This window comes from Mesorhizobium sp. M8A.F.Ca.ET.165.01.1.1 (genome assembly GCF_004792065.1).
GTDB lineage: Bacteria > Pseudomonadota > Alphaproteobacteria > Rhizobiales > Rhizobiaceae > Mesorhizobium.
Genome location: NZ_SRTH01000002.1, coordinates 40,832 through 64,249, shown reverse-complemented (window position 1 = coordinate 64,249; position 23,418 = coordinate 40,832). Strand labels below are relative to the sequence as shown.

The 23,418-nt window shown below is 63.2% G+C and carries 21 protein-coding genes; 13 read left to right on the top strand and 8 right to left on the bottom strand.

Annotated features, from left to right (window positions below; all coding sequences use genetic code 11):
• Positions 1–83: 83 nt before the first annotated feature.
• The 3 genes from EN808_RS04825 to EN808_RS04815 all read left to right on the top strand — a co-directional run bounded on the left by EN808_RS04825 (position 84) and on the right by EN808_RS04815 (position 3,382).
• Positions 84–2,183, top strand: a complete 2,100-nt coding sequence (locus EN808_RS04825) for a S9 family peptidase (protein ID WP_135915288.1) — start codon at positions 84–86, stop codon at positions 2,181–2,183.
• Positions 2,184–2,202: 19 nt separating this feature from the next.
• Positions 2,203–2,829 (top strand): LysE family translocator, encoded by a 627-nt coding sequence (locus EN808_RS04820; protein ID WP_135915287.1) that lies wholly within the window; start codon positions 2,203–2,205, stop codon positions 2,827–2,829.
• 151 nt (positions 2,830–2,980) lie between these two features.
• Entirely contained in the window at positions 2,981–3,382 is a 402-nt protein-coding gene (locus tag EN808_RS04815) for an SET domain-containing protein-lysine N-methyltransferase (RefSeq protein ID WP_127277815.1), read from the top strand.
• Here EN808_RS04815 and EN808_RS04810 read toward each other — a convergent pair.
• From EN808_RS04810 to EN808_RS04795, 4 genes are all read right to left on the bottom strand, one after another.
• Positions 3,379–4,329: a cytochrome c gene (locus EN808_RS04810; RefSeq protein WP_135915603.1), complete on the bottom strand. Its 951-nt coding sequence runs from the start codon at positions 4,327–4,329 to the stop codon at positions 3,379–3,381. The genes EN808_RS04815 and EN808_RS04810 overlap by 4 nt on opposite strands.
• A gap of 9 nt (positions 4,330–4,338) precedes the next feature.
• A complete protein-coding gene (locus EN808_RS04805; protein WP_135915286.1) occupies positions 4,339–4,776 on the bottom strand; it encodes a cytochrome c in 438 nt (145 codons plus the stop codon).
• 160 nt (positions 4,777–4,936) lie between these two features.
• Complete coding sequence (locus EN808_RS04800) at positions 4,937–5,533, bottom strand: superoxide dismutase (RefSeq protein WP_056563640.1); 597 nt, start codon at positions 5,531–5,533, stop codon at positions 4,937–4,939.
• 177 nt (positions 5,534–5,710) lie between these two features.
• Positions 5,711–6,589 (bottom strand): branched-chain amino acid aminotransferase, encoded by an 879-nt coding sequence (locus EN808_RS04795; RefSeq protein WP_135915285.1) that lies wholly within the window; start codon positions 6,587–6,589, stop codon positions 5,711–5,713.
• A 156-nt stretch (positions 6,590–6,745) separates the two neighbouring features.
• Here EN808_RS04795 and EN808_RS04790 point away from each other — a divergent pair, with 156 nt between their 5' ends.
• Positions 6,746–7,408 carry a haloacid dehalogenase type II gene (locus EN808_RS04790; protein ID WP_135883407.1) on the top strand — a complete coding sequence of 221 codons (663 nt, stop codon included), beginning with the start codon at positions 6,746–6,748 and terminating at the stop codon, positions 7,406–7,408.
• Between the two features lie 171 nt (positions 7,409–7,579).
• Entirely contained in the window at positions 7,580–8,404 is an 825-nt protein-coding gene (locus EN808_RS04785; RefSeq protein WP_135883408.1) for a L,D-transpeptidase, read from the top strand.
• Positions 8,405–8,438: 34 nt separating this feature from the next.
• Here EN808_RS04785 and EN808_RS04780 read toward each other — a convergent pair whose 3' ends face one another.
• Positions 8,439–9,980, bottom strand: a complete 1,542-nt coding sequence (locus EN808_RS04780) for a helicase HerA-like C-terminal domain-containing protein (RefSeq protein ID WP_135915284.1) — start codon at positions 9,978–9,980, stop codon at positions 8,439–8,441.
• A gap of 343 nt (positions 9,981–10,323) precedes the next feature.
• Between EN808_RS04780 and EN808_RS04775 the strand changes: the two genes are divergently transcribed.
• The 3 genes from EN808_RS04775 to EN808_RS04765 all read left to right on the top strand — a co-directional run bounded on the left by EN808_RS04775 (position 10,324) and on the right by EN808_RS04765 (position 14,175).
• The gene (locus tag EN808_RS04775; RefSeq protein WP_127278924.1) at positions 10,324–11,766 is read left to right on the top strand and encodes a methylmalonyl-CoA mutase subunit beta; all 1,443 of its coding nucleotides are present in this window, start codon (positions 10,324–10,326) and stop codon (positions 11,764–11,766) included.
• Entirely contained in the window at positions 11,763–13,883 is a 2,121-nt protein-coding gene (scpA, locus tag EN808_RS04770) for a methylmalonyl-CoA mutase (RefSeq protein WP_135915283.1), read from the top strand. Before EN808_RS04775 ends, scpA begins: the two co-directional genes overlap by 4 nt.
• Before the next feature lie 64 nt (positions 13,884–13,947).
• A complete protein-coding gene (locus EN808_RS04765; RefSeq protein WP_127871324.1) occupies positions 13,948–14,175 on the top strand; it encodes an AbrB/MazE/SpoVT family DNA-binding domain-containing protein in 228 nt (75 codons plus the stop codon).
• Positions 14,176–14,187: 12 nt separating this feature from the next.
• Here the strand turns inward: EN808_RS04765 and greA are convergent, their stop codons facing one another.
• Positions 14,188–14,661, bottom strand: coding sequence for a transcription elongation factor GreA (greA, locus tag EN808_RS04760; protein WP_127280456.1), 474 nt, complete (start codon positions 14,659–14,661; stop codon positions 14,188–14,190).
• Positions 14,662–14,796: 135 nt separating this feature from the next.
• On the opposite strand from greA, the gene EN808_RS04755 reads away from it, so the two are divergent.
• The gene (locus tag EN808_RS04755; protein ID WP_127280457.1) at positions 14,797–16,173 is read left to right on the top strand and encodes a TIGR03808 family TAT-translocated repetitive protein; all 1,377 of its coding nucleotides are present in this window, start codon (positions 14,797–14,799) and stop codon (positions 16,171–16,173) included.
• Between the two features lie 8 nt (positions 16,174–16,181).
• Here the strand turns inward: EN808_RS04755 and EN808_RS04750 are convergent, their stop codons facing one another.
• Positions 16,182–17,186, bottom strand: a complete 1,005-nt coding sequence (locus EN808_RS04750) for an asparaginase (protein ID WP_127280458.1) — start codon at positions 17,184–17,186, stop codon at positions 16,182–16,184.
• A 27-nt stretch (positions 17,187–17,213) separates the two neighbouring features.
• The gene (locus tag EN808_RS04745) at positions 17,214–18,380 is read right to left on the bottom strand and encodes an acetyl-CoA acetyltransferase (RefSeq protein WP_135915282.1); all 1,167 of its coding nucleotides are present in this window, start codon (positions 18,378–18,380) and stop codon (positions 17,214–17,216) included.
• 197 nt (positions 18,381–18,577) lie between these two features.
• On the opposite strand from EN808_RS04745, the gene betI reads away from it, so the two are divergent.
• From betI to betA, 4 genes are read left to right on the top strand one after another with little or no spacing between them, the layout of a single operon-like run.
• Positions 18,578–19,168 (top strand): transcriptional regulator BetI, encoded by a 591-nt coding sequence (gene betI / locus EN808_RS04740; protein WP_135915281.1) that lies wholly within the window; start codon positions 18,578–18,580, stop codon positions 19,166–19,168.
• The gene (gene betC, locus EN808_RS04735; RefSeq protein WP_127277706.1) at positions 19,165–20,694 is read left to right on the top strand and encodes a choline-sulfatase; all 1,530 of its coding nucleotides are present in this window, start codon (positions 19,165–19,167) and stop codon (positions 20,692–20,694) included. The genes betI and betC overlap by 4 nt, the downstream gene beginning before the upstream one ends.
• Positions 20,691–21,695, top strand: a complete 1,005-nt coding sequence (locus tag EN808_RS04730) for a threonine/serine dehydratase (RefSeq protein WP_189524058.1) — start codon at positions 20,691–20,693, stop codon at positions 21,693–21,695. Before betC ends, EN808_RS04730 begins: the two co-directional genes overlap by 4 nt.
• On the top strand, positions 21,688–23,340 hold the full coding sequence (betA, locus tag EN808_RS04725; protein ID WP_135915279.1) for a choline dehydrogenase: 1,653 nt from the start codon (positions 21,688–21,690) through the stop codon (positions 23,338–23,340). The genes EN808_RS04730 and betA overlap by 8 nt, the downstream gene beginning before the upstream one ends.
• The last annotated feature ends 78 nt before the right edge of the window (positions 23,341–23,418 follow it).

Below are 23,418 nucleotides of genomic sequence, written 5' to 3'. Positions count from 1 at the left end.
CACCACCTCTACGCAACAGCTCTTGAACCCGCGCTGATCTGCGCGTTCATACATCGTTCAAGATATTTCCAGAGCGAGACGCAATGACCAGGACTTCCCGATTTCCGACCGTCAACCCGCCTGCGCCCGAAAAAAGGCCGGTCTCGGATACGCATCACGGCATCACGCGAACCGATGACTATGCCTGGCTGCGGGCGGATAACTGGCAGGAGATGTTCAGGGACCCTTCCTTGCTCGATCCTGGGATCCGCGCCGAACTCGAAGCCGAGAATGCCTACCAGTCGGCGCTGATGGCCGACACGTCGGATCTGCAAAAACAGCTTTTCAAGGAAATGAAAGGCCGCATCAAGGAAGACGATTCTTCCGTTCCCATGCAGGACGGGCCTTACGCCTATGGGTCTTCCTTCAAGCTTGGCGGCGAGCAGCCGCGCTATTTCCGCATGCCGCGCGACGGCGGACCCGAGCAGATCCTGCTCGACGGCGACGCCGAGGCCGAGGGCAAGGCCTATTTCCGGCTTGGCGGCGTCGATCATTCGGCCGATCATCGCAAGCTCCTGTGGGCCTTCGACGACAAGGGGTCCGAATTCTACACGCTGCGTGTGCGCGACCTTGCCGATGGCACGGAATTGGCGGACCAGATTCCCGCCACCGGTGGTTCGGGCGTCTGGGACGCGGGCAATGACGGGTTCTTCTATACGCGTCTCGATCCAAACCACAGGCCGTCGAAAGTGCTGTTCCACGCCCTGGGCCAAAATCCTGAAAACGACCGCCTGATCTATGAGGAAACCAACCCCGGCTTCTTCATGAACGTCGACGGGACCCGCAACAATCAATGGATCATGATCGGCATCAACGATCACGAGACTTCGGAATATCGCCTGTTGAGCGCCAGCGATCCGTTTGCCGAGCCGAAGCTGGTGTCGGCGCGCGAGACCGGCCTTCAGTATGAGCTGGAGGAAGGCGGCGACATATTCTTCATCCTGACCAATGCGGACGGTGCCAAGGACTTCAAGGTCATGACCGCGCCGGCGAGCGATCCTGTCCGCGCCAACTGGCAGGAACTGGTGCCGCATGAACCAGGCCGGCTGATCCTGTCGGTGATCGGCTTCAAGGACCACATGGTCCGGCTCGAGCGCAAGGAAGGCCTGCCGCGTATCGTCGTGCGTGACCGCGCCAGCGGCGAAGAGCATCTGATCTTCTTCGATGAGGAAGCCTTCTCGCTCGGCCTTTCGGGGTCCCTGGAATACGACACCGAGATGATGCGCTTTTCCTACTCGTCGATGACGACGCCGTCGCAGATGTTCGACTATAACATGCGCACCCGTGAGCGTGTGCTGCTCAAGACCCAGGAAGTGCCGTCCGGCCACGACCCGCATCAATACGTCACGAGGCGGCTGATGGCGCCCGCGGCCGATGGCGAACTGGTGCCGATCTCGCTTCTGCACCACCGCGACACGCCGCTGGACGGCTCCGCGCCCTGCCTGCTCTACGGTTATGGCTCCTATGGCATTGCCGTGCCGGCCGCCTTCAATACCAACTGGTTCTCACTCGTCGACCGCGGCCTAGTCTTTGCCATTGCCCATGTCCGCGGCGGCAAGGACAAGGGTTATGGCTGGTACGATGACGGCAAGCGGGCACAGAAGATGAACACCTTCACCGATTTCATCGCCTGCGCCCGTCACCTCGTTGCCGAGCGCTATACCGCGCATGACCGCATCGTCGCGCAGGGCGGCTCGGCCGGCGGCATGCTGATGGGCGCCATCGCCAACATGGCGCCGGATTGCTTCGGCGGCATCGTGGCCGAGGTTCCGTTCGTCGACGTGCTTACCACCATGCTCGACGCGACGCTGCCGCTGACCCCGCCGGAATGGCCGGAATGGGGCAATCCGATTGCATCGGCCGACGACTACCGGACGATCGCCGCCTATTCGCCCTACGACAATGTCGCCGCGCTCGGCTACCCGCCGATCCTGGCGCTCGCCGGTCTTACCGATCCGCGCGTCACCTATTGGGAGCCGGCCAAGTGGGTGGCGCGGCTGCGTGACCGCAAGAGCGGCGATAATCCGGTGCTGTTCAAAATCAACATGGATTCCGGCCATGCCGGTGCCTCCGGCCGGTTTTCGCGCCTGGAGGAGATCGCCTATATCTATGCCTTCACGCTGAAGGTGACGGACAAGGCATAGCTTACGGAGGAACGCCGCGGTGATCGATCTGTCCACATTGATAGCCTATATCGCAGTTGTGTTCGGCTTCGTCTTCATTCCGGGTCCGGCCACATTGTTGACGATCGCCCGCGCGACGAGTTCGGGAACGAGGGTCGGGATCGCCACCGGCGCCGGGATCGCGGCCGGCGATGTGTTTCATACCGTCATGGCGATGATCGGCATCTCGGCGATCATCGCCACATCGGCGACGCTGTTCAGCCTCGTGAAGTATATCGGCGCGGCCTACCTCGTTTACCTCGGCATTCGCGCCATCATCGAGAAAGCGCCGACCGATCCGACCGCCGGCGCGCTTGCAATCTCCGCCGGCAAGGCGTTTCGACAGGCTGTCCTGGCCGAGGTGCTCAACCCCAAGACCGCGCTTTTCTTCCTCGCTTTCCTGCCTCAGTTCGTGCGGCCCGAAAACGGATCGGCGATGGTTCAGTTGGCCGTATTGGGGATCATCTTCGTCGTGCTGGGTCTATTCAGCACGGTTGTGTTCGCGGTGAGCGCGGGGCGGCTCGGCAGTTTCCTGCGCCGAAATCCGACAGTGCTGAAATGGCAGGGCAAGGTTGTCGGCGGCATCTATTGCGCGCTCGGTGTCCGCCTGGCCTTGCAACAGCGCTGAGGTCAGGCAGCCACGCGTCTGCCGGCAGGCATGATGATCATGACTTTTGAATTCCGCGCGGCTCATTTCCGCTCGCAATTGCGACGCTCGCGCGTTACCCAAAGCACGACTTTTCCGGGCCACGAAGCCCACACTCGCACAAGGGTCCATCATGCTGCTCGTCGACGTCTATCTCGACAAATCGCCGATCCAGGGCATCGGTGTGTTTGCCAAGCACCACATTGCCAAGGGCACGCTGGTCTGGAAGCTCGACCCCCGGTTCGACCGGATCATCGACGTCGAGACCTATGAGGGCGAGACCGGGCCGGTGAAGAACTATCTCGACCGCTATTCCTACCCCGACCGGCGCGATCCGGCCTATATCGTCTTTGAAGCCGACGACGCCCGCTACATGAACCATGACGACGAGCCGAATTGCGATGTCTCGTCGCCCGAGGAAACCTACGCCTTGCGCGACATCGCGCCCGGCGAGGAGATGACCTGCAACTACAACCATTTCTTCGAAACGGGCTTCGATTTTCTCGGCGATCGACACCTGCAGTCCGAAGACTAGTTCGTGCTTTTCTTGCGCGGCGGATAGCCGTTGGGATGCGGCGGTATCGCCTTGAGATAGGCGGCAATCGCCGCACGGTCGTCCGCCGTCAGCTCGGCCATGTTGCGCTGCACATCGACCATCGCGCCGCCAGCGGAATCGAAATCCGGCGTGAACCCGGTTTCGAGGTAGTTGGCAATGTCGGCTTCCGACCAGTTGGTCATGCCACTCCCACCCGAAGTGATGTTCGGCACGACGCCCGAGCCCTCGGCTGCCACGGCACCGGCCAGCCATTCACTTTTCCTGGTGCCGCCAGCCAAGTCGCGGGGCGTATGGCATTCGCCGCAATGACCTGGCCCTTCGACCAGATAGCGGCCTGCCATCACGGGTTCCGGGGTGCCGCCAGGCAGCGGAATGACAGGCTGGTCGCTGAGATAGAGGCGCTTCCATAGGCCAATGCCGCGCCGGATGTTGAACGGGAACGCCAGCGAATTGCCCGGCGTCTTGCCGGCGACGGCGGGAAGCGTCTTCAGGAAGGCATAAAGATCGGCAATGTCGGAAGGTTTCATGCGCGCGTAGGACGCGTAGGGAAACGCCGGATACAAATGATGACCCGAGGGCGATACGCCTTTCAACATGGCGTTGGCGAGATCCTCGGCCGACCATGCGCCGATGCCGTCCTTGGGGTCTTGCGAAATATTGGGCGGAACGAAGGTGCCGAACGGCGTCTTGAGTTCAAGGCCGCCCACGAGCTGAAGCCGTGCATCGCCCTGCGACCCAGGTTTCGCATGGCAGGAGGTGCAGCCGCCTGCATAAAAAATCCGCTTGCCCCGAACAGCATCGCCGGGGCCGAGTTGCGCCAGCGCCGCCGCATCAAGCTTGACCGGCGCCGACAGCAGCCAACCGGCTGCCGCGCCAGCGACGCCCAGAACGAGGGCCGCGCCGACGAGCTTCTTCAGCCATGCCATATCAGGCAATCAGCCCTTCTTGACCCTGTAGCTCTGATGGCAGGCGCCGCAATTCGACCCAAGAACGCCGACTTGCGCTTTGAGCGCATCGACATCGCCAGGAGCTGCCGCGACCGCGGCCTTGACGTCGGAGAGATACTTGTCCTCGGCCGCCTTGAAGCCGGCCATGTCTTCCCAAATCTTTGGTGCCGCCGTGGTGTCGCCGGCATCGCTGCCCTTCGGGAACAAGGCCACTACGTCGAATTTCTCGGCATTTGCCTGCACTGCCTGCAGCTGCGTCAGCACCGCGGCGGCATCAAAAGGTTCCTCGCCCTTGACCACTTTCGCCAGGCCGCCGACGATCTTTCCGCGTTCCTTCATCAGAGCCTGCCGGTCGAGGATCGGATCGGCAAAGGCCGCCGACGCGGCGACTGCGAGCATGGAGATGGCGATGACAAGCTTTCTCATTCATTTGGCTCCGTGATGAAGGCATTCAGGACAGGACGTTAACGGACGTGGCGGGAGGAATATTCCCTTCTCCCGGAATGAATTTTGTATGACCTTTGCTTGTGCGGCGCCTCGGTACAAAAAGAAAAGCCCCGATTTGCGGGGCTTTTCTGGAGGCCTGTCAGGCTTTTTCGTAGAGTTCGAGAACGTGATCCCAGTTGATCAGGCTGTCGACGAAGGCCTCGAGATATTTCGGCCGGGCGTTGCGATAGTCGATGTAGTAGGAGTGCTCCCAGACGTCGACGCCGAGGATCGGCGATGCGCCGTGAACCAGCGGATTTTCGCCGTTCGGCGTCTTCGAGATCGCCAGCTTGCCGTCCTTGACCGAAACCCAGGCCCAGCCCGAACCGAACTGCGTCGTGCCGGCGGCGATGAAATCGGCCTTGAACTTGTCATAGCCGCCGAGGTCGCTGTCGAAAGCCTTCTGCAGGGCACCCGGCAGCTTGTTGCCGCCGCCGCCCTTCTTCATCCACTTCCAGAAATGAATGTGGTTGTAGTGCTGGGCGGCATTGTTGAAGAGACCGGCATTCTTGCCGAACGACTGCTTGACCACCTCTTCTACGGAAAGATCGCCAAGGCCGGCTTCGGCGGCGAGCTTGTTGCCGTTGTCGACATAGGCCTTGTGATGCTTGTCGTGGTGATACTCCAGCGTCTCTTTCGACATATAGGGCTGCAAGGCCTCATAGTCGTAGGGCAGAGCGGGCAATTCGAAAGCCATGGGTAGTACTCCCTCGTGGAAAAATCCGGTGTGGATACCGGAGTAAGATAGGTCGGGATTGAGCTGGAACAACTCCGGAAGTGAAGCGCCGGTTCCCTTTCTAAGCGGGTTCCCGGGAACTGTCACACGCTTTTCCCGCGGCCAACCGCGCAGCGGCAAAAAGCTCAAACCGGCATCTCAGCCAGCCGAGGTCGAATGCGCCCAATCCCAATAGAGTTCGCGTGCCTTCTTGGCTACCGGGCCGGGCTGCAGGTCGCGGCTCTCGATGCGGGTTACCGGCACCACCTTGGAGTGGTTGCCGGTCGAGAAGATTTCGTCGGCTTCGAGGAAATCCCGCACCGACAGCGTCCTTTCGGTCGTCCTGAACCCATAATCGCCGAGCAGCGTCATGGTGCGCGAGCGGGTGATGCCGGACAGAAAAGTTCCGTTGGGCGCCGGCGTCAGCACGTGGCCGTCCTTGACGAGGAAGATGTTCGAGCTTCCGGTCTCCGCGACATTGCCCAGCATGTCGAGCACAAGCGCATTGTCGAAGCCCCGCGCCTTGGCCTCGAGGATGGCGCGGCCGTTGTTGGGATAGAGACAGCCGGCCTTGGCGTTGGTCGGCATGGTTTCGATGGTCGGGCGCCGGAACGGCGACACGGTCACGGAAAAGCCGGTCGGCGAGATCATCGGCGATTCATAGAGGCACAGGCAGAAACGGGTCGAGGCGGGATCGGCAGGCACGCCCATGTAGCCGCCATGCTCGGCCCAGTACATCGGCCTGATATAGACCGCCGTCTTGCCGTCGAACTTCTTCAATCCGTTCCAGGTCAGCGCGACGATCTGCTCGGGCGTCATGTTCGGCGCAAGACCAAGAGCGGTCGCCGAGGCATTGACGCGTGCGGCATGAAGGTCGAGATCGGGCGCCACGCCCTCGAACCAGCGCGCGCCGTCGAAGACGCTGGTGCCGAGCCACATGGCGTGGCTGCGCGGCCCCAGAATGGCGACATTGCCTTCGTACCAATCGCCATCGACGAAAGTCCATGTCGCGGATTGCGCCGCCGCCGCCAGTGTCATCGCGTTTTCCCGTTCCGGTCAATCTTATGTGACAGCCATTGGAAGATGCTTTGACAGGCCCCGTCAACCATCATCGGCGAGTTTTGTTGAGGCCAGCGAAGGGCGCGATGCAATCAAGCCTTGCACCTTGCCCCGCCTCGCCTCAAAACTGTTGCCATGCAATACGCAGCCTATGTTTTCGACGCCTATGGCACACTGTTCGACGTGCACGCCGCCGTGCGCCGCCATGCAGACGCGATCGGTCCGGACGGCCAGTTGCTGTCCGAAATCTGGCGCGCCAAGCAGCTCGAATACTCCTGGGTGCGCACGCTGATGGGCACCTATGCCGACTTCTGGCAGTTGACGGAACAAGCGCTGGACTTCGCCTTGCGCAAGGTCCCTTCGGCCGATCCTGGTCTCAAGGCAAAGTTGCTGGAGGCCTATTGGAGGCTGGACTGTTACCCCGAAGTGCCAGCCGTGCTGAAGGCGCTCAAGGCTTCCGGCGCCAGACTGGCTATCCTCTCCAATGGCTCGCCCGAAATGCTTGAAGCGGCGGTAAAGTCCGCGGCACTCGACCAGGTCCTGGACGACGTCTATTCGGTCGATGCGGTGCGGCGCTTCAAGACCGACCCAGCGGTCTACGACATGGTCGCCACCGGCTGGCGCCTCTATCCAGGCGCGGTCTCCTTCCAGTCTTCCAATCGCTGGGACATTGCGGGCGCCACCAAATTCGGTTTCCGCACGGTTTGGATCAACCGCTCCAACCAGCCGGAGGAATACCGGGACTTGCCGCCGGCCCTGATCCTGCCATCGCTGGAGGCCCTCGTATCCGGCAGCTGACAGACCTGTGGCCCCAACGCCACAGTGGCGGCGCAGTCACAGCTTCGCCTTTGTTTGTCCACGTTCGGGCCAGAATCGGAACCGCCTATCGCCTCAGGTGTTGTTAGGCACCCGCGGCGGACGTCGGCGTGTTGACGCTTTGTTGCGATTTGAGTCTTAAAGAAGGCAGCCATGTCCATAACCGAAATCGAATCCTATCGCCTGAGCCGTCGCGGCTTTCTCAACGCCGCAGCCCTGGGCGCCGCCTCGATCGCGGTTTCGGCATGCGCAACCACCGGACCGGGGCCGGCCGAGCCGCCGCCACCTACCTATGTCGAGCCGCCGCTCGCCGACTATGCGTCTATGTACGCGGCGGTCAACGATGGCGGCTTCGATCTGCCGGCCATCCCGGTCGACAGGATCGACCCGCAGTTCCTCCGCCAGATCGTGCCCGACCCGACCGGACAGAAGCCCGGAACCATCGTCGTCGATACGACAGGCCACTTCCTCTATCTGGTTCGCCCGGGCGGCCAGGCCATTCGCTATGGTGTCGGGCTCGGCCGCGCCGGCTTCGAATGGTCGGGCGACGCCGTCGTCCAGTGGAAGCAGAAATGGCCGAAATGGACGCCGCCGGATGAGATGATCGCCCGCCAGCCGGAATTGAAGCAGTACAGCGCCGACAATGGCGGCATGCCCGGCGGCCTGAAGAACCCGCTCGGCGCGCGCGCTCTCTATCTCTTCCAGGGCAATGTGGACACGCTCTATCGCCTGCACGGCTCGCCGGAATGGCGTTCGATCGGCAAATCGGTGTCGTCGGGCTGCGTGCGCCTGATGAACCAGGACATCATCGACCTGTATGACCGCGTGCCGTCGAAGAGCCCGGTCATCGTGACCAGCAACGCCAGCCAGCCCATGGTGGCGACGGCGAACCACAAGGCCATCCCGATCGACGCCGGCGTGCCGGATGGATCGGTGCTGCTCGGCCCGGTCAAGGCGGTCACGGACGCGATCTTCTGAGCTCACAGGGCAGCGGCAACGCCGCTGCCCGATCCTACCGCCCCCGCGACAAACTCCCCAGAATCCCGCGCACGATCGCACGTCCGACCGACGAGCCGACCGATCGCACCACCGACTTGATTGCGGCTTCCGCCACCGTCTGGCGATTGGACGGCCGCGGCGCCGGCGCGCGCCTGCCACCGGACTGCGGCGCTGGATCGTCATTGCCGAAGCCTGGGATGGTCCAGCGCGAGCCGCCGGTGTCTGCCTGCTGCGCCTCGGCGTCCTGCGCCTCCTTGGCCTTCTTCTGCAGCATCTCGAACGCCGATTCGCGGTCGATGACCTGGTCATACTTGCCGGTGACCGGGCTTTCCCCGATCAGCTTCTGCCGCTCGGCGGGGGTAATGGGTCCAAGCCGCGACGACGGCGGACGGATCAGCGTGCGCTGGACCATCGACGGAATGCCCTTGGCCTCCAGGGTCGAGACCAGCGCTTCGCCGGTGGCGAGCTGGGTGATGGCGGTGGCGCAGTCGAAATCGGGATTGGGCCGGAAGGTCTCGGCCGCCGTCCTCACCGCCTGCTGCTCGCGCGGCGTGTAGGCGCGCAGCGCATGCTGCACGCGGTTGCCGAGCTGGGCGAGGACCTTTTCGGGAATATCCAAAGGGTTCTGCGTGACGAAATAGACGCCGACGCCCTTGGAGCGAATCAAGCGGACCACTTGCTCGACCCGGTCGATCAGCACCTTCGGCGCCTCGTCGAACAAGAGGTGCGCCTCGTCGAAGAAGAACACCAGCTTCGGCTTGCCGGGGTCGCCGACTTCGGGCAGTTCCTCGAACAGCTCCGACATCAGCCAGAGAAGGAACGTCGCGTAGAGGCGCGGATTCATCATCAGCTTGTCGGCGGCCAGCACGCTGATGGCGCCGCGACCGTCGCGGGTCGTGCGCATGATGTCGGCGATGCGCAATGCCGGCTCGCCAAAGAAGTTCGCCGCGCCCTGCTGCTCCAGCACCAGCAACGTGCGCTGAATGGCCCCCACCGATGGCTTGGTGACGTTGCCGTAACGGGCGCTGATCTCTTCCGCACGCTCGGCAATGTTGGCGAGCAGCGCCTGCAGATCTTTCATGTCGAGCAGCAGCAACCCTTCCTCATCGGTTATGCGGAAGGCAATGTTCATGATGCCTTCCTGTGCGTCGGTCAGGTTCATCAGCCGCGACAGCAGCAGCGGTCCCATTTCCGAAATGGTCGCGCGGATAGGGTGGCCCTGCTCGCCGAACAGATCCCAGAAGATGACCGGGAATTCCTGGAAGTCGTAAGGGTCGAGCTTCACCTGTTCCGCCCGCTTGACCAGGAAATCCTGCGCGGTGCCCATCATGGCGATGCCGGAAAGGTCGCCCTTGATGTCGGCGCAGAAGACCGGCACGCCGGCGTTGGAAAATCCCTCCGCCAGGATCTGCAAGCTGACGGTCTTGCCGGTACCGGTGGCGCCGGTCACCAGGCCATGGCGATTGCCGTATTGCAGCAGCAGATTTTCAGCTCGCTGATAGCTGTCGTCGGGCTTGCGGCTGGCGCCGATGAAAATACTGGTGTCGTCAGCCATATGTCGGGTCTCCGCAAACTGATGTGCCCAAAGCCAGCCTTTGCCCGAAGGTATAGTGAGGCTGTTGCACAGCGACAATGACAATTGTCCAACGCGGGGCCGATCATCCAATCCAGGCCAATCGTCCAAATCGGACCAATCGCCAGGATCGGATTTTGGAACTTGCGAATTTCGATGGTGTTTGGCAATCGTCCATGGTCCGCCCACCCAAGCCGACCTATATCAGGTGGATCGAATATCAGGTGAGTGGGATTCGGGCCTTGCACCTGCATTGCGGTAACCGACCGGGGACCGTAGACTGGGCTGGCCGGGCTGGTGCGGCCACACAGAACGAGGACGACGAATGGGCGCCGGAGCCTTGACCAGGGATGTTGAGCCAATGGATGCGGAGCGTCAGCGATGGCTGGCCTTGGCGGAAAAGGCGTTGGCCGGCGCATCCTTCGAGGAAAAGCTGATCTCGCATACCGACGACAACATCCGCGTCGAGCCGCTCTATGACCGCGCGACCGGAGCCGAACCGATCGTGCGCGCCAATCCTCAATCGCCCTGGATCGTCAGCCAGCGCGTCGACGACCCCGATGTCGATCGCGCCAAGAGCCAGGCCCTGGAAGACATCGCGCAAGGCGCGACGGGACTGTCGCTCGTCTTCGAAGGTGCCCCGAACGCGTTCGGCTATGGCCTGCCGAGGACGGCGCAGGCACTGGAGACGGTGCTGGAGGGCGTGCCCCTCAACAGGGTCCAGATCCGCATCGACACCCACCCCTGGAGCCGCCCCATGGCCGACTGGCTGGTGGCGTTCCTGAGCAAGCGGCGCTCCGATCCGGCAAAGCTCAACCTTTCCTTCGGCATCGATCCGGCGGCCGTCCTCGCCGGCACCGGCCGACTGCGCATGTCGATCGAGGCACTGCAGGAATCGATGCCGCAATCGCTGGCGCATTTCTTCTCGATGGGCGTTCCGGGTGTGCTCCTGGAGGCGGACGGTCGCGTTTTTCACAATGCCGGCGCCACGGAAGCGCAGGAACTCGGCATCATGCTGGCCTCGGCGGTCTCGTATCTGAGAATGTTCGAGAAGGCGCGGCAGCCGCTCGTCTATGCCGCGCCTCATATCGGTTTCGCGCTCAGCGTCGACCAGGACCAGTTCCTGTCAATGGCCAAGGTGCGGGCCTTGCGCAGGCTGTGGGCACGGGTGCAGGAGGCCTGCTCGATCCCCAATTCCACGGCCAACATCCATGCCGAGACATCATTTCGCATGATGACGGCACTGGACCCCGAAACCAACATCCTGCGCACGACGATCGGCTGCTTCGCCGCGGCGGCGGGAGGCGCCGATTCGATCTCAATCCTGCCGCATACGATCGCGCATGGCCTGCCGGCGGCTTTTGCCCGCCGCGTCGCGCGCAACGCGCAGTTGATCATGGCCAATGAAAGCCATGTCGACCATGTCGCCGATCCCGCCCATGGCTCCGGCGCCGTCGAAGCGCTGACGTCGGATCTTTGCGAAGCAGCGTGGGCGGAATTGCAGGCGATCGAGGCAGAGGGTGGCGTGCTCTCCAGCCTTCGGGACGGACATATCCAGCAACGCGTCCGCGCTGCTGCCGTCCAGCGCGGCATTGCCTTCAAGTCAGGCGAGCGGGCCATGATCGGCGCCACGCTTTATCCGTTGAAAGGCGAGCGTCCGGTCGAGACGCTGGACGCTGAGCGGCGACCTGCCTTCACCGAGGGCGTCGTCCTGTGCGAGCCGCTGCCTCCAGTCCGCATCGATCAATCCATCGGGGCCGCTTCTTGATTCCGGATTTCAGTCAGATCGGCTGGGTGCCACCGCGCCGCGCGCCTGTCGAGGTCAAGGGGCAGCGGACGACGCCGGAAGGCCTCGTCGTCAAGCATCTCTACAATCAGGGCGACCTCAAGGGCCTGCCGCATCTCGACACCTATCCCGGCCTGCCGCCCTTCGTGCGTGGCCCCTACCCAACCATGTATGTCCAGCAGCCCTGGACGATCCGGCAATATGCAGGCTTTTCGACCGCCGAAGAGTCCAACGCCTTTTACCGGCGCAACCTTGCCGCCGGCCAGAAAGGTCTTTCGGTTGCCTTCGATCTTGCCACCCATCGCGGCTATGACTCAGACCATCCGCGTGTCGCCGGCGATGTCGGCATGGCGGGCGTGGCCATCGATTCCATCCTCGACATGCGTCAGTTGTTCGACGGCATTCCGCTCGGCGACATGACCGTGTCGATGACGATGAACGGAGCCGTGCTGCCGATCATGGCGCTCTACATCGTGGCGGCGGAAGAGCAAGGCGTCGCACAGGAAGATCTGGCGGGAACCATTCAGAACGACATTCTGAAGGAGTTCATGGTCCGCAACACCTACATCTATCCGCCGAAGCCCTCGATGCGGATCGTCTCGGACATCTTCTCCTACACCTCGAAGAACATGCCGAAGTTCAACTCGATATCGATCTCCGGCTACCATATGCAAGAGGCCGGCGCGACCGCCGACCTGGAGCTCGCCTATACGATCGCCGACGGTATCGAATATGCCCGCGCCGGCGTCGCGGCAGGGCTCGGCATCGACAGTTTCGCGCCGCGCCTGTCCTTCTTCTGGGCGATCGGCATGAACTTCTTCATGGAAGTGGCCAAGCTCAGGGCCGCGCGCCTGTTGTGGGCGACGCTGATGAAAAAGAATTTCGCGCCGAAGGACGAGCGATCGCTGTCGCTGCGTACCCATTGCCAGACTTCCGGCTGGTCGCTGACGGCGCAGGATCCCTACAACAACATCATCCGCACCATGATCGAGGCGATGGCGGCGACCCAAGGGCATACCCAGTCGCTGCACACCAATTCCTTCGACGAGGCAATGGCGCTACCGACCGACCATTCGGCGCGCATCGCCCGCAACACGCAACTTGTCCTGCAGAAGGAGTCCGGCACCACGCGCATCATCGATCCGTGGGGCGGTTCGGCCTATCTCGAGCGGCTGACACACGATCTGGCGGCGCGTGCGCTTGCTCATATCGAGGAGGTCGAGGCTCTCGGCGGCATGGCGGCGGCGATCGAAAAGGGCATACCCAAGCTGCGCATCGAGGAAGCGGCGGCCCGCACGCAGGCGCGCATCGATTCCGGCGAGCAGATGCTGGTCGGCGTCAATGCGCATCGCCCGGAGAACGACATCGAGGTCGATGTGCTGAAGATCGACAATGCCGAGGTCAGGGCCCGGCAACTCTCGAAGCTGCAACGGCTGAAAGGCACGCGCGACGTGGCCGCCGTCGAAAGCGCGCTCGATGCGCTGACACGTGCCGCACAAGGCGAGGACAATCTCCTTGAATTCGCCATCCGCGCCGCGCGCGCCAACGCCACTGTCGGCGAAATCTCGTTCGCCTTGGAACGAGCCTATGGCCGCCATGTGGCCACGGTGCAGACCATTTCCGGCGTCTACCGCAAGGCGCTCGGCGACAATCCGGTGGTCGACCGGCTGCGGGACAAGCTTGATGCCTTCGAAAAGAAAAATGGTGGCAAGCCGCGCATTCTCGTGGCCAAGATGGGACAGGACGGCCACGACCGCGGACAGAAGGTTATCGCCACGGCTTTCGCCGATCTCGGCTTCGACGTCACCGTCGGCGCCATGTTCCAGACACCGGAAGAGATCGCGAAACTGGCCGTCGGGCACGATGTCCACATCATCGGCGCCTCGTCGCTGGCGGCGGGACACCTGACGCTGATCCCCGAATTGCGCGACGCGCTGAAAAAGCTCGGCCGCGGCGGTATGCTGATCGTGGCCGGCGGCGTCATCCCGCCGCAGGACCATGAGGCTGTGCTGAAGGCGGGGGCTGCGGAAATCTTCCCGCCAGGCACGGTCATTCCGGAAGCGGCCGAGAGGCTGCTGGATCGGCTGCTGGCGCGTTGAGCGAAACATTGTAGCGCCGGAAAGGTTGTGTCACAATGACGAACGCAACCAAGGGTAACGGCCCGTGAAGACTATTGTCCGCAAGCTCGACGACGGATCAGGTGTCGTGATCTTGCCGCAGGAAATGCTGGACAACCTGAACATGCGAGTAGGCGATCAATTCCAGATCATCGAAACCGATGACGGCGTCATTCTAAGACCGATGAGAAGTGACGACGTCGAACGGCAGATGCGCGCTGCTCGTGATGTCATGGACCAGTATGAGGCCGTATTGCAAAGGATGGCCAAGTAGACGGGCCTTGCGTCAACTCTCTGAGAGCTTGACGATCTCCCATTCCTTGCCGTTGACGCTGGCGACGTCGCCGACCTTCTTGCCGAACAGCGCGACCGCCATCGGCGAGACATGCGAGATGCTGCCCTTGGCGGGATCGGCTTCGTCCTCGCCGACGATCTTCCAGTGCACCTTCTTGCCGTCATCACTTTCCAGCGTGACACCCATGCCGAAGCGGACGACGTCGCTGCCGGGCTCCGGTACGGACAGTTCGGCGTTCTCCCGCCGCGCGGTCCAGTAGCGCAGGTCACGCGACACGACCGCGATGCGCTCGCGATCGGCCTTTCTCTCGGCTTTCGCCAGCACGTCGCGCAAATCGGCCAGATTGTCCTCGATCTGCGCCAGGCCGCGCTCGGTCACCAGGTTGCGGTGCGTGCTGATCGGCCTCTCGCCAACGCCGGCGATGGCATTCTCGCTGTCTTCCTCGCGGGTAAAAGCTCTGCTCATCTCCTGAACTTAGGCGCCGACTGGCCGCTCGACAAGCCATGCCCCCCGAGAACGGCTGCCCAGCGTCTGGCATGATTCCTGCGGTGTCAGGACTGGACACTGGGGTGTCGGACTGAACACTTGGATTGTGTGCCGATGTTGAACAGACGAATGCTGCTGACTCAGACCGCCGGCTTTGCCGTGATGGGCCTCGCGCTCGGCAAGGCGGCGGCCGCCAGCCTGACCGGCATCGAGAAGGCCTCGATGCGCGGTTCCATCAATGCCACGGAACTTGGCGTGCAGCCCGGCACGTTTGACGACCAGAGCAAGGCCTTCGCCAAGCTGCTGCGCGATGCCAACGGCCGCGACATGCCAGTCTTCCTGCCGCCCGGCACCTATGTGGTGTCCAATCTCTCGCTGCCTGGCCGCGTGCGTCTGTCCGGAGTACCGGGTGCGACGCGGATCGTCTATGGCGGCGACGGCCATCTGTTCATGGCGGAACAGGCCGACCATATCGAACTCAGCGGGCTGGTCTTCGACGGTTCGAACCGCTCGATGGGCGACTATGCACAAGGGCTGCTCGATCTGCGCCGGGTCGCTCACCTGGTGGTGGATAACTGCCAGATCACCGGAAGCGGCAAGAACGGGCTGGCGCTGGAACACGCGGCGGGCAGGATCGAGCGTTCGGACATATCAGGAGCGGCGGACGCCGGCATCTATTCCGTCGAAGCCGCAGGACTGGCAGTCACCGGCAACACCGTCTCCGATTGCGCCAATGGCGGCATCCTCGTGCACCGCTGGCAAGCCGCGGAAGACGGCACCATGGTCACCGGCAACCGCGTCGAACGCATTGGCGCGCGCAGCGGCGGGACCGGCCAGAACGGCAACGGCATCAATGCCTTCCGCGCCGGAAATGTCGTCATCTCGGGCAATGTGGTTTCGGACTGCGCCTTCTCCGCGATCCGCGCCAACAGTTCCAGCAATCTGCAGATATCGGGCAACACCTGCTTACGCTCGGGCGAGACCGCGGTCTACTCCGAGTTCTCGTTCGAGGGCGCCGTCATCTCCAACAACATCGTCGACGGTGCGGCCAACGGTATCTCGATCGTCAACTTCAACGAAGGCGGCCGCATGGGTGTCTGCTCCGGCAACATCGTGCGCAATTTGTCGACATCAGGCCCCTACACCGCCGACCCGCCCGGTTTCGGCGTCGGTATCGCCGTCGAAGCCGACACCATTGCTTCCAGCAACGTCATCGAGAATGCACCGCTCTACGGCATGTCGATCGGCTGGGGGCCGTATCTGCGTAATGTCGTGGCCACGGGAAACATCATCCGCAAGGCAGGCACCGGTATCGTCGTCAGCGTGGTCGAGGGCGCCGGCACCGCCGTCATCTCCGACAATGTCATCGACGGTGCGTCGAACGGGGCGGTTGTCGGCCAGCGCTGGGCCGAGCCGGTGACGTCAGACCTTACCCAGACCAGCAGCAGCGGCTTTGCGCATCTGACCGTCGAGCGCAACCGCGTCAGCTGATTGCCACTTCAATTCAAGACCGGCGTCGGCCTCAGCGCCCCGACCTTGGCGCCAATGCGGCTTTCGATCGGCGCGTTCGCCAGTTCGAGCAGCTTCGCCGACAAGGCTTCGTCCGCCCGCAGCAGCCTGGCGAGGACGGCGGCAGCGATTGCGTCGCCCGCGCGACCGGCACCGTCATCGCATTTGACCGCGATGCCAAGGCCGAGTTCCGGAAGCGCGGCACAATGGACGCCCTCGGCCCCGCCTTTGGCAAAAATCCGCCCGGGAGCGGCTTCCATCAGCAGCAGGTCGGCACGGCCGGTGCCCGCGACGAAGAACGGCTCCGCCATGCAGGCCGAAAGCAGTCGCTTCGCAGCTTTCGCCCGCTCGGGGCCAAAGCCCTGTCCCGTCACCATGCGGGCAAAGCCGAGCGCGAAACTCCTCAGCGGCACCGCATAGGTCGGGATCGAGCAGCCATCGGTCGCGCGTTCGTCGGCGCCGTGGACAGCGCCGGTGACCGACTGCATGGCGTCGCGCACCATTTCCTGCAAAGCGTGCCCCGGCTTGACGTAGCCGCGATGCTCCATGCCGGAATGCACGCAGGTGCAAAGGAAGCCGGAATGCTTGCCGGAACAGTTGTTGTGAAGCGCATTTGGTGAACCGCCGGCACGTGCGAGCGCAATCTCGGCGTCATGGTCCGAGGGCCAGTGGGTGCCGCATTCGAGCGCCGACCTATCCAGCCCGGCCCCGGCCAGCATGGACCGCGCCAGGTCGACATGTGCCGGCTCGCCGGAATGGGAGGCACACGCTAGCGCCAGTTCGCGGTTGCCGAAGCCGTAGGCATCGGCGGCACCCGTTTCGACAAGCGGCAGGGCCTGGATCGCCTTGACGGCGGAGCGGGGAAAGACCGGCTTCGATGTGTCGCCGATCTCCAGGACCGGCTTGCCGCCGGCATCGAAGACGGCGACGGCGCCGCGATGGGCGCTCTCGACAATGGCGCCGCGCAAGACTTCGATCAGAACCGGATTGGCCATGTCACCTCCCGTGAATGCCGGGGCGGTTTACCTGATCCGATCAAGAATGGAAACGTAGTTGGCGACAGCCGCGCCGCCCATGTTGAAAATGCCGCCGAGTTTTGCGCCCGGCACCTGGATGCCACCGGCTTCGCCAACAAGCTGCATGGCGGTCAAGACATGCATGGAGACGCCGGTGGCGCCGATCGGATGGCCCTTGGCCTTCAGGCCTCCTGAGGGATTGACCGGCAGGCGGCCGTCTTTTGCCGTTGTGCCATCCAGCGCCAGCTTGGCGCCCTCACCGGGCTTGGCCAGTCCCATCGCCTCATACTCGATCAGTTCGGCGATGGTAAAACAGTCATGCGTCTCGACGAAGGAGAGATCGTCGAGCGTCACGCCGGCATTCTTCAAAGCGCGGGTCCAGGCCTGCTCGCAGCCTTCGAAGGCCAAGATGTCGCGCTTCGACATCGGCAGGAAATCCTGCACGTGTTCGTTGGCGCGGAAGGCTACGGCGCGGCGCATCTTCAGCGCCGTCGCCGTGTCGGCAAGGACAAGGGCGGCGGCGCCGTCGGAGACAAGCGAGCAGTCGGTGCGCTTCAAGGGTCCCGCGACGAACGGGTTTTTCTCACTCTCCTGCCGGCAGAAATCATAGCCGAAATCCTTGCGCATCTGCGCATAGGGATTGTCGACGCCGTTCTTGTGGTTCTTGGCGGCGATCATGGCGAGCGCATCCGACTGATCGCCATAGCGTTGGAAATAGCCCTGCGCGATCTTGCCGAAGACGCCGGCAAAGCCGGCCGGCGTGTCACCGTCCTCGGGCAGATAGGACGCCTTGAGCAGGTTCTTGCCGATCTCGGGCCCGGGCGTTGTCGTCATCTGCTCGGCGCCGACCACCAGAACGACCCGGGCAGCGTTTGCATCGATCGCGCGGATGCCTTGCCGGACCGCGGCCGAACCGGTTGCGCAAGCATTCTCGACGCGCGTGGCCGGCTTGAAGCGCAGCCGGTCATCGGCCTGGAGAACCAGGCTTGCGGTGAAATCCTGCGCCGAAAAGCCGGCGTTGAAATGGCCAAGCACGATCTCGTCGACCTCGTCCGGGCCGATGCCGGCATGATCGAGCGCGTCCGTCGCGACCTTGACGATCAGGTTTTCGAGCGTCTCGCCCTCGAGCTTGCCGAAGCGCGAATGTGCCCAGCCAACGATACATGCGGTCATGCCGGTCTCCATCCTTGGCGCCAGCCTAGCATGTGGGCTCATGCGCACTTCGTCTTTATTGTTCAAATATAAACATTCCTGCTCGAACCGTGAAGAGCCGCCGCGCAACAATCGCTTGGTGCAGGTCGCGTCAGCATCGATTTTTTGTTGATTGACGCGTCAATAAAAAATAATCTCCCGAAAAGATCGGGAACAGCATGCCAAAGGTCGGAATGGAGCCATTGCGCCGCAAGGCGCTCATCGACGCGACGATCTCGGCGATCGGCGAGCGCGGCTCGCTTGACGTGACCATGTCCGAGATTGCCGGACGCGCCGGTGTGTCTTCGGCCCTTGCCCATCACTATTTCGGCGCCAAGGACGAGCTGCTGTTCGCGACGATGCGGCACATCCTGGCCGAACTGACCATCGACATGCGCCGCGCGCTTCAATCCACCACCTCCCCGCGCGAGCGCGTGTCGGCCGTGGTCGCCGTCAATTTTTCCGACATCCAGTTCCAGGCGGAGACCATCGCCGCATGGCTCGCCTTCTATGTCGAGGCGCAGCAATCGTCCTCGCTGCGCCGGTTGCTCAGAGTCTACGCAAGGCGGCTGCATTCGAACCTGATGAGCGGTTTGATCGGTATCCTGCCCAGGACCGAAGCCGACCGCGCCGCGGAAGCGACGGCGGCAATGATCGACGGGCTCTACATCAGGCGCGCGCTGAAGGATGGCGTGCCCGACGCCGCGACCGCGATCGCGCTGGTCGAGGACTATCTCGAAACCAAACTTGGCGGACAGCACAAACAGTGACAGCGAAGCGACCCAATTTCCTGATCGTCATGGTCGACCAGCTCAACGGGACCTTTTTCCCGGATGGGCCAGCGGAATTTCTACACACGCCGCATCTGAAAGCGCTGGCGGCGCGTTCGGCGCGCTTTGCCAACAACTACACCGCCTCGCCGCTTTGCGCACCGGGCCGCGCCTCGTTCATGAGCGGCCAGTTGCCGTCGCGCACCGGTGTCTACGACAATGCCGCTGAATTTACCTCGTCGATCCCGACCTTCGCCCATCATTTGCGTGCCGCCGGCTACTACACCTGCCTGTCGGGCAAGATGCATTTCGTCGGACCGGATCAGTTGCACGGTTTCGAGGAGCGGCTGACCACCGACATCTATCCGGCGGATTTCGGCTGGACGCCGGACTACCGCAAACCCGGCGAGCGCATCGAGTGGTGGTATCACAATCTGGGTTCGGTAACCGGCGCCGGCATCGCCGAGACCACCAACCAGATGGAGTATGACGACGAGGTCGTGTTCCTCGCGTCTCAGAAGCTCTATCAGCTTTCACGCGAACAGGACGATGCAAGCCATCGGCCATGGTGCCTCACCGTCTCGCTGTCGCACCCGCACGATCCCTATGTCGCGCGCAAGCAGTATTGGGATCTCTATGAGCATTGCCAGGCGCTGGACCCGGAAACCGGCTTCATCGCGCATGACGAGCAGGATACGCATTCCCAGCGGCTGTACCACGCCAGCGACTATCCCTCTTTCGAGATCACACCGGAGCAGGTGCGTCGTTCGCGGCGCGGCTATTTCGCCAACATCTCCTATGTCGACGACAAGCTCGGCGAGCTCCTCGACGTTCTCACCCGAACGCGCATGCTCGACGACACGATCATCCTGTTCTGCTCCGATCACGGCGACATGCTGGGCGAGCGAGGCCTGTGGTTCAAGATGAGCTTCTTCGAAGGCTCGGCGCGGGTGCCGCTGATGATCGCCGGCAAGGGCGTGCCGGCCGGGCTGATCGACGCGCCGGTCTCCAATCTCGACGTGGCGCCAACGCTTTGCGACCTCGCCGGCATCGACATCGGGTCGATCGCGCCGTGGACCGACGGCCAGTCGCTGCTGCCGCTCACCAAGGGTGGGCAGCGCACGGCACCGGTGTTGATCGAGTACGCCGCGGAAGGCTCCTATGCGCCCTTGGTGGCAATCCGCGAGGGCCGCTACAAATTCGTCCATTGCGAACTCGATCCGCCGCAATTGTTCGATCTCGAAGCCGATCCGCTGGAGCGGGACAATCTTGCCGATGATCCCGCCAATGTGGCGTTGGTGGCCGAGTTCATGGACAAGGTCAGGGCGCGTTGGGACATGGCCGGCTTCGACGCCGCCGTGCGCGAGAGCCAGGCGCGCCGCTGGGTGGTCTATCCTGCGCTGCGCAATGGCGCCTATTACCCCTGGGATTTCCAGCCACTGCAGAAGGCGTCAGAGCGGTACATGCGCAATCACATGAACCTCGACAATCTCGAAGAGAGCAAAAGGTATCCGCGAGGCGAATGATGACAGATCTTCTCGTTCCCACCCTCGATCATCTCATGCAGGCCTATGCCGTCACCTCCCAGGCGACACAGGTCACGCCGCTGCTGGAATCGACGGCACTCGCCAAGGAAACCGGTGCGGCCCGGGTCTTCATCAAGCCGGAATCGCTGCAATGGGCCGGATCCTTCAAGGTTCGCGGCGCCTATTGGCGGCTGAAGCGGCTTTCGCCCGACGAAGCAAGGAAGGGCGTCGTCGCCTATTCCTCCGGCAATTTCGCGCAAGGGCTGGCGGCCGCCGGACAGGCGCTCGGCATCCCGGTCACCATCGTCATGCCGATCGACGCCCCGGCCGCCAAGCGTGATGCGACATCAGGCTATGGCGCCCGCGTCGTGCTGACCGATCATGGCGATCGGGCGCGTGAAGAGGTCGCGGCCGCAAAGGCGCGCGAGATCGCGGAGACCGAAGGTCTGGCCCTGCTGCATCCCTTCGACGATCCGGAGATTGTCGCCGGCCAGGCGGGCGCCGGCCTCGAGGCACTCGACCAGTTGTCGGCCAAGGACGCCAGCGCTGATCTCTTGTTCTGCTCGGTCGGCGGCGGTGGGCTGATCGGCGGCGTTTCGCTCGCCTTCCACTATCTGTCGCCGGCGACCGAGATCATCGGCGTCGAGCCCGAAGGGTTCAACGGCATGGGCTCGTCACTGGCGCATGGCTCGATCGAGACCATGCCGATTGGCCCGAAGTCGATCTGCGACGGGCTGATGTCGCGCCGGCCCGGCGACGCCCCCTTCGCAGCAGTCAAGGCAGCGGGTGTTCGCGGCATCACCGTCGACGACCAGTCGGTGCGGCGGGCAATGAAGATCGCCTTCGAGCGGATGAAGCTGGTGCTGGAGCCTTCGGGCGCGGCGTCGCTGGCGGCACTGCTCGGTGGCAAGGTGGATGTGGCGGGAAAGACCGTCCTCGTGGTTGCAACCGGCGGCAATGTCTCGCTCGCCGATTTTATGGTGCATATGAACCATGCTTGAAGCGGATTTCGTCATCATCGGCTCCGGCTCCGCCGGCTCGGCCATGGCCTATCGCCTGTCCGAGGACGGCAAGCATTCGGTCATCGTCATCGAATTCGGCGGCACCGATCTCGGACCTCTGATCCAGATGCCGTCGGCGCTGTCGATCCCGCTCAACATGAACCTCTACGACTGGGGGTTCGCCAGTGAGCCGGAGCCGCATCTGGGCGGCCGCGTGCTGGCGACGCCGCGCGGCAAGGTGATCGGCGGCTCGTCCTCGATCAACGGCATGGTCTATGTGCGCGGCCACGCCCGTGACTTCGACCATTGGGCCGAACAGGGAGCGGCCGGCTGGGGTTTTGCTGACGTGCTCCCCTATTTCAAGCGCATGGAAGATTCCGACGGTGGCGAGGATGGCTGGCGCGGGCACGGCGGCCCGCTGCATGTGCAGCGCGGCTCGCGGCGCAATCCGCTCTATGGCGCCTTCGTCGAAGCGGGCCGCCAGGCAGGGTTCGAACTGACCGACGACTACAATGGCGCCAAGCAGGAAGGCTTCGGGCCGATGGAGCAGACCATTCTGGGCGGCCGCCGCTGGTCGGCGGCATCAGCCTATCTGAAGCCGGCGCTCAGGCGCAAAAACGTGAGTCTGGTCAAAGGCTTTGCGCGCCGGGTGATTATCGAGAATCAACGCGCCATCGGCGTCGAGATCGAAGCTCACAAACAGATTCAGGTCGTTAAGGCGCGACGCGAAGTGATCGTCGCGGCGTCGTCGATCAACTCGCCAAAAATCCTGATGCTGTCCGGTATCGGCCCGGCCGGGCATTTGCGCGAAAACGGCATTGCCGTCGTGGCCGACCGGCCCGGTGTGGGCGGCAACCTGCAGGACCATCTGGAGCTCTACATCCAGCAGGAATCGACCAAGCCGATCACCCTGAATTCGGTGCTGAACCCGTTCTCCGAGGCGATGATCGGGGCGCAGTGGCTGTTCTTCAAATCGGGCCTGGGCGCCACCAATCATTTCGAGGCCGCCGCCTTCGTTCGCTCGCAGGCAGGCGTCGACTATCCCGACATCCAGTACCACTTCATCCCGGCGGCGGTGCGTTATGACGGCAAGGCGGCGGCGAAATCGCATGGCTTCCAGGCGCATGTCGGGCCGATGCGCTCGAAGTCGCGCGGCTCGGTGACGTTGCGCTCGCCGGATCCGAAAGCGAAGCCGGTCATCCGCTTCAACTACATGTCGCATCCGGACGATTGGGCGGAGTTCCGCCATTGCATCCGCCTGACCCGCGAAATCTTCGGCCAGTCGGCCTTCGATGCCTACCGCGGACAGGAACTCTCGCCGGGCAGCCATGTGCAGTCGGATGACGATCTCGATATGTTCATTCGCGACCATGCCGAAAGCGCCTACCACCCTTGCGGCACCTGTCGAATGGGCCGGGTCGATGATCAATCGAGCGTCGTCGATCCGGAATGCCGGGTCATCGGCGTCGACGGATTACGGGTCGCCGACTCCTCGATCTTCCCGCGCGTGACCAACGGCAACCTCAACGCACCATCGATCATGACCGGCGAGAAGGCGTCCGATCACATCCTTGGCCGTACACCGCTCGCGCCGTCCAACCAGGAGCCATGGATCAATCCTCGCTGGCAGGCGTCTGACAGATAGGCCATGATCCGGGCAACCGATCGAGCCGCCTCGATAGATTGAGCCGCCCACTTGGGCGCAGACGATTTGGAGATCCCC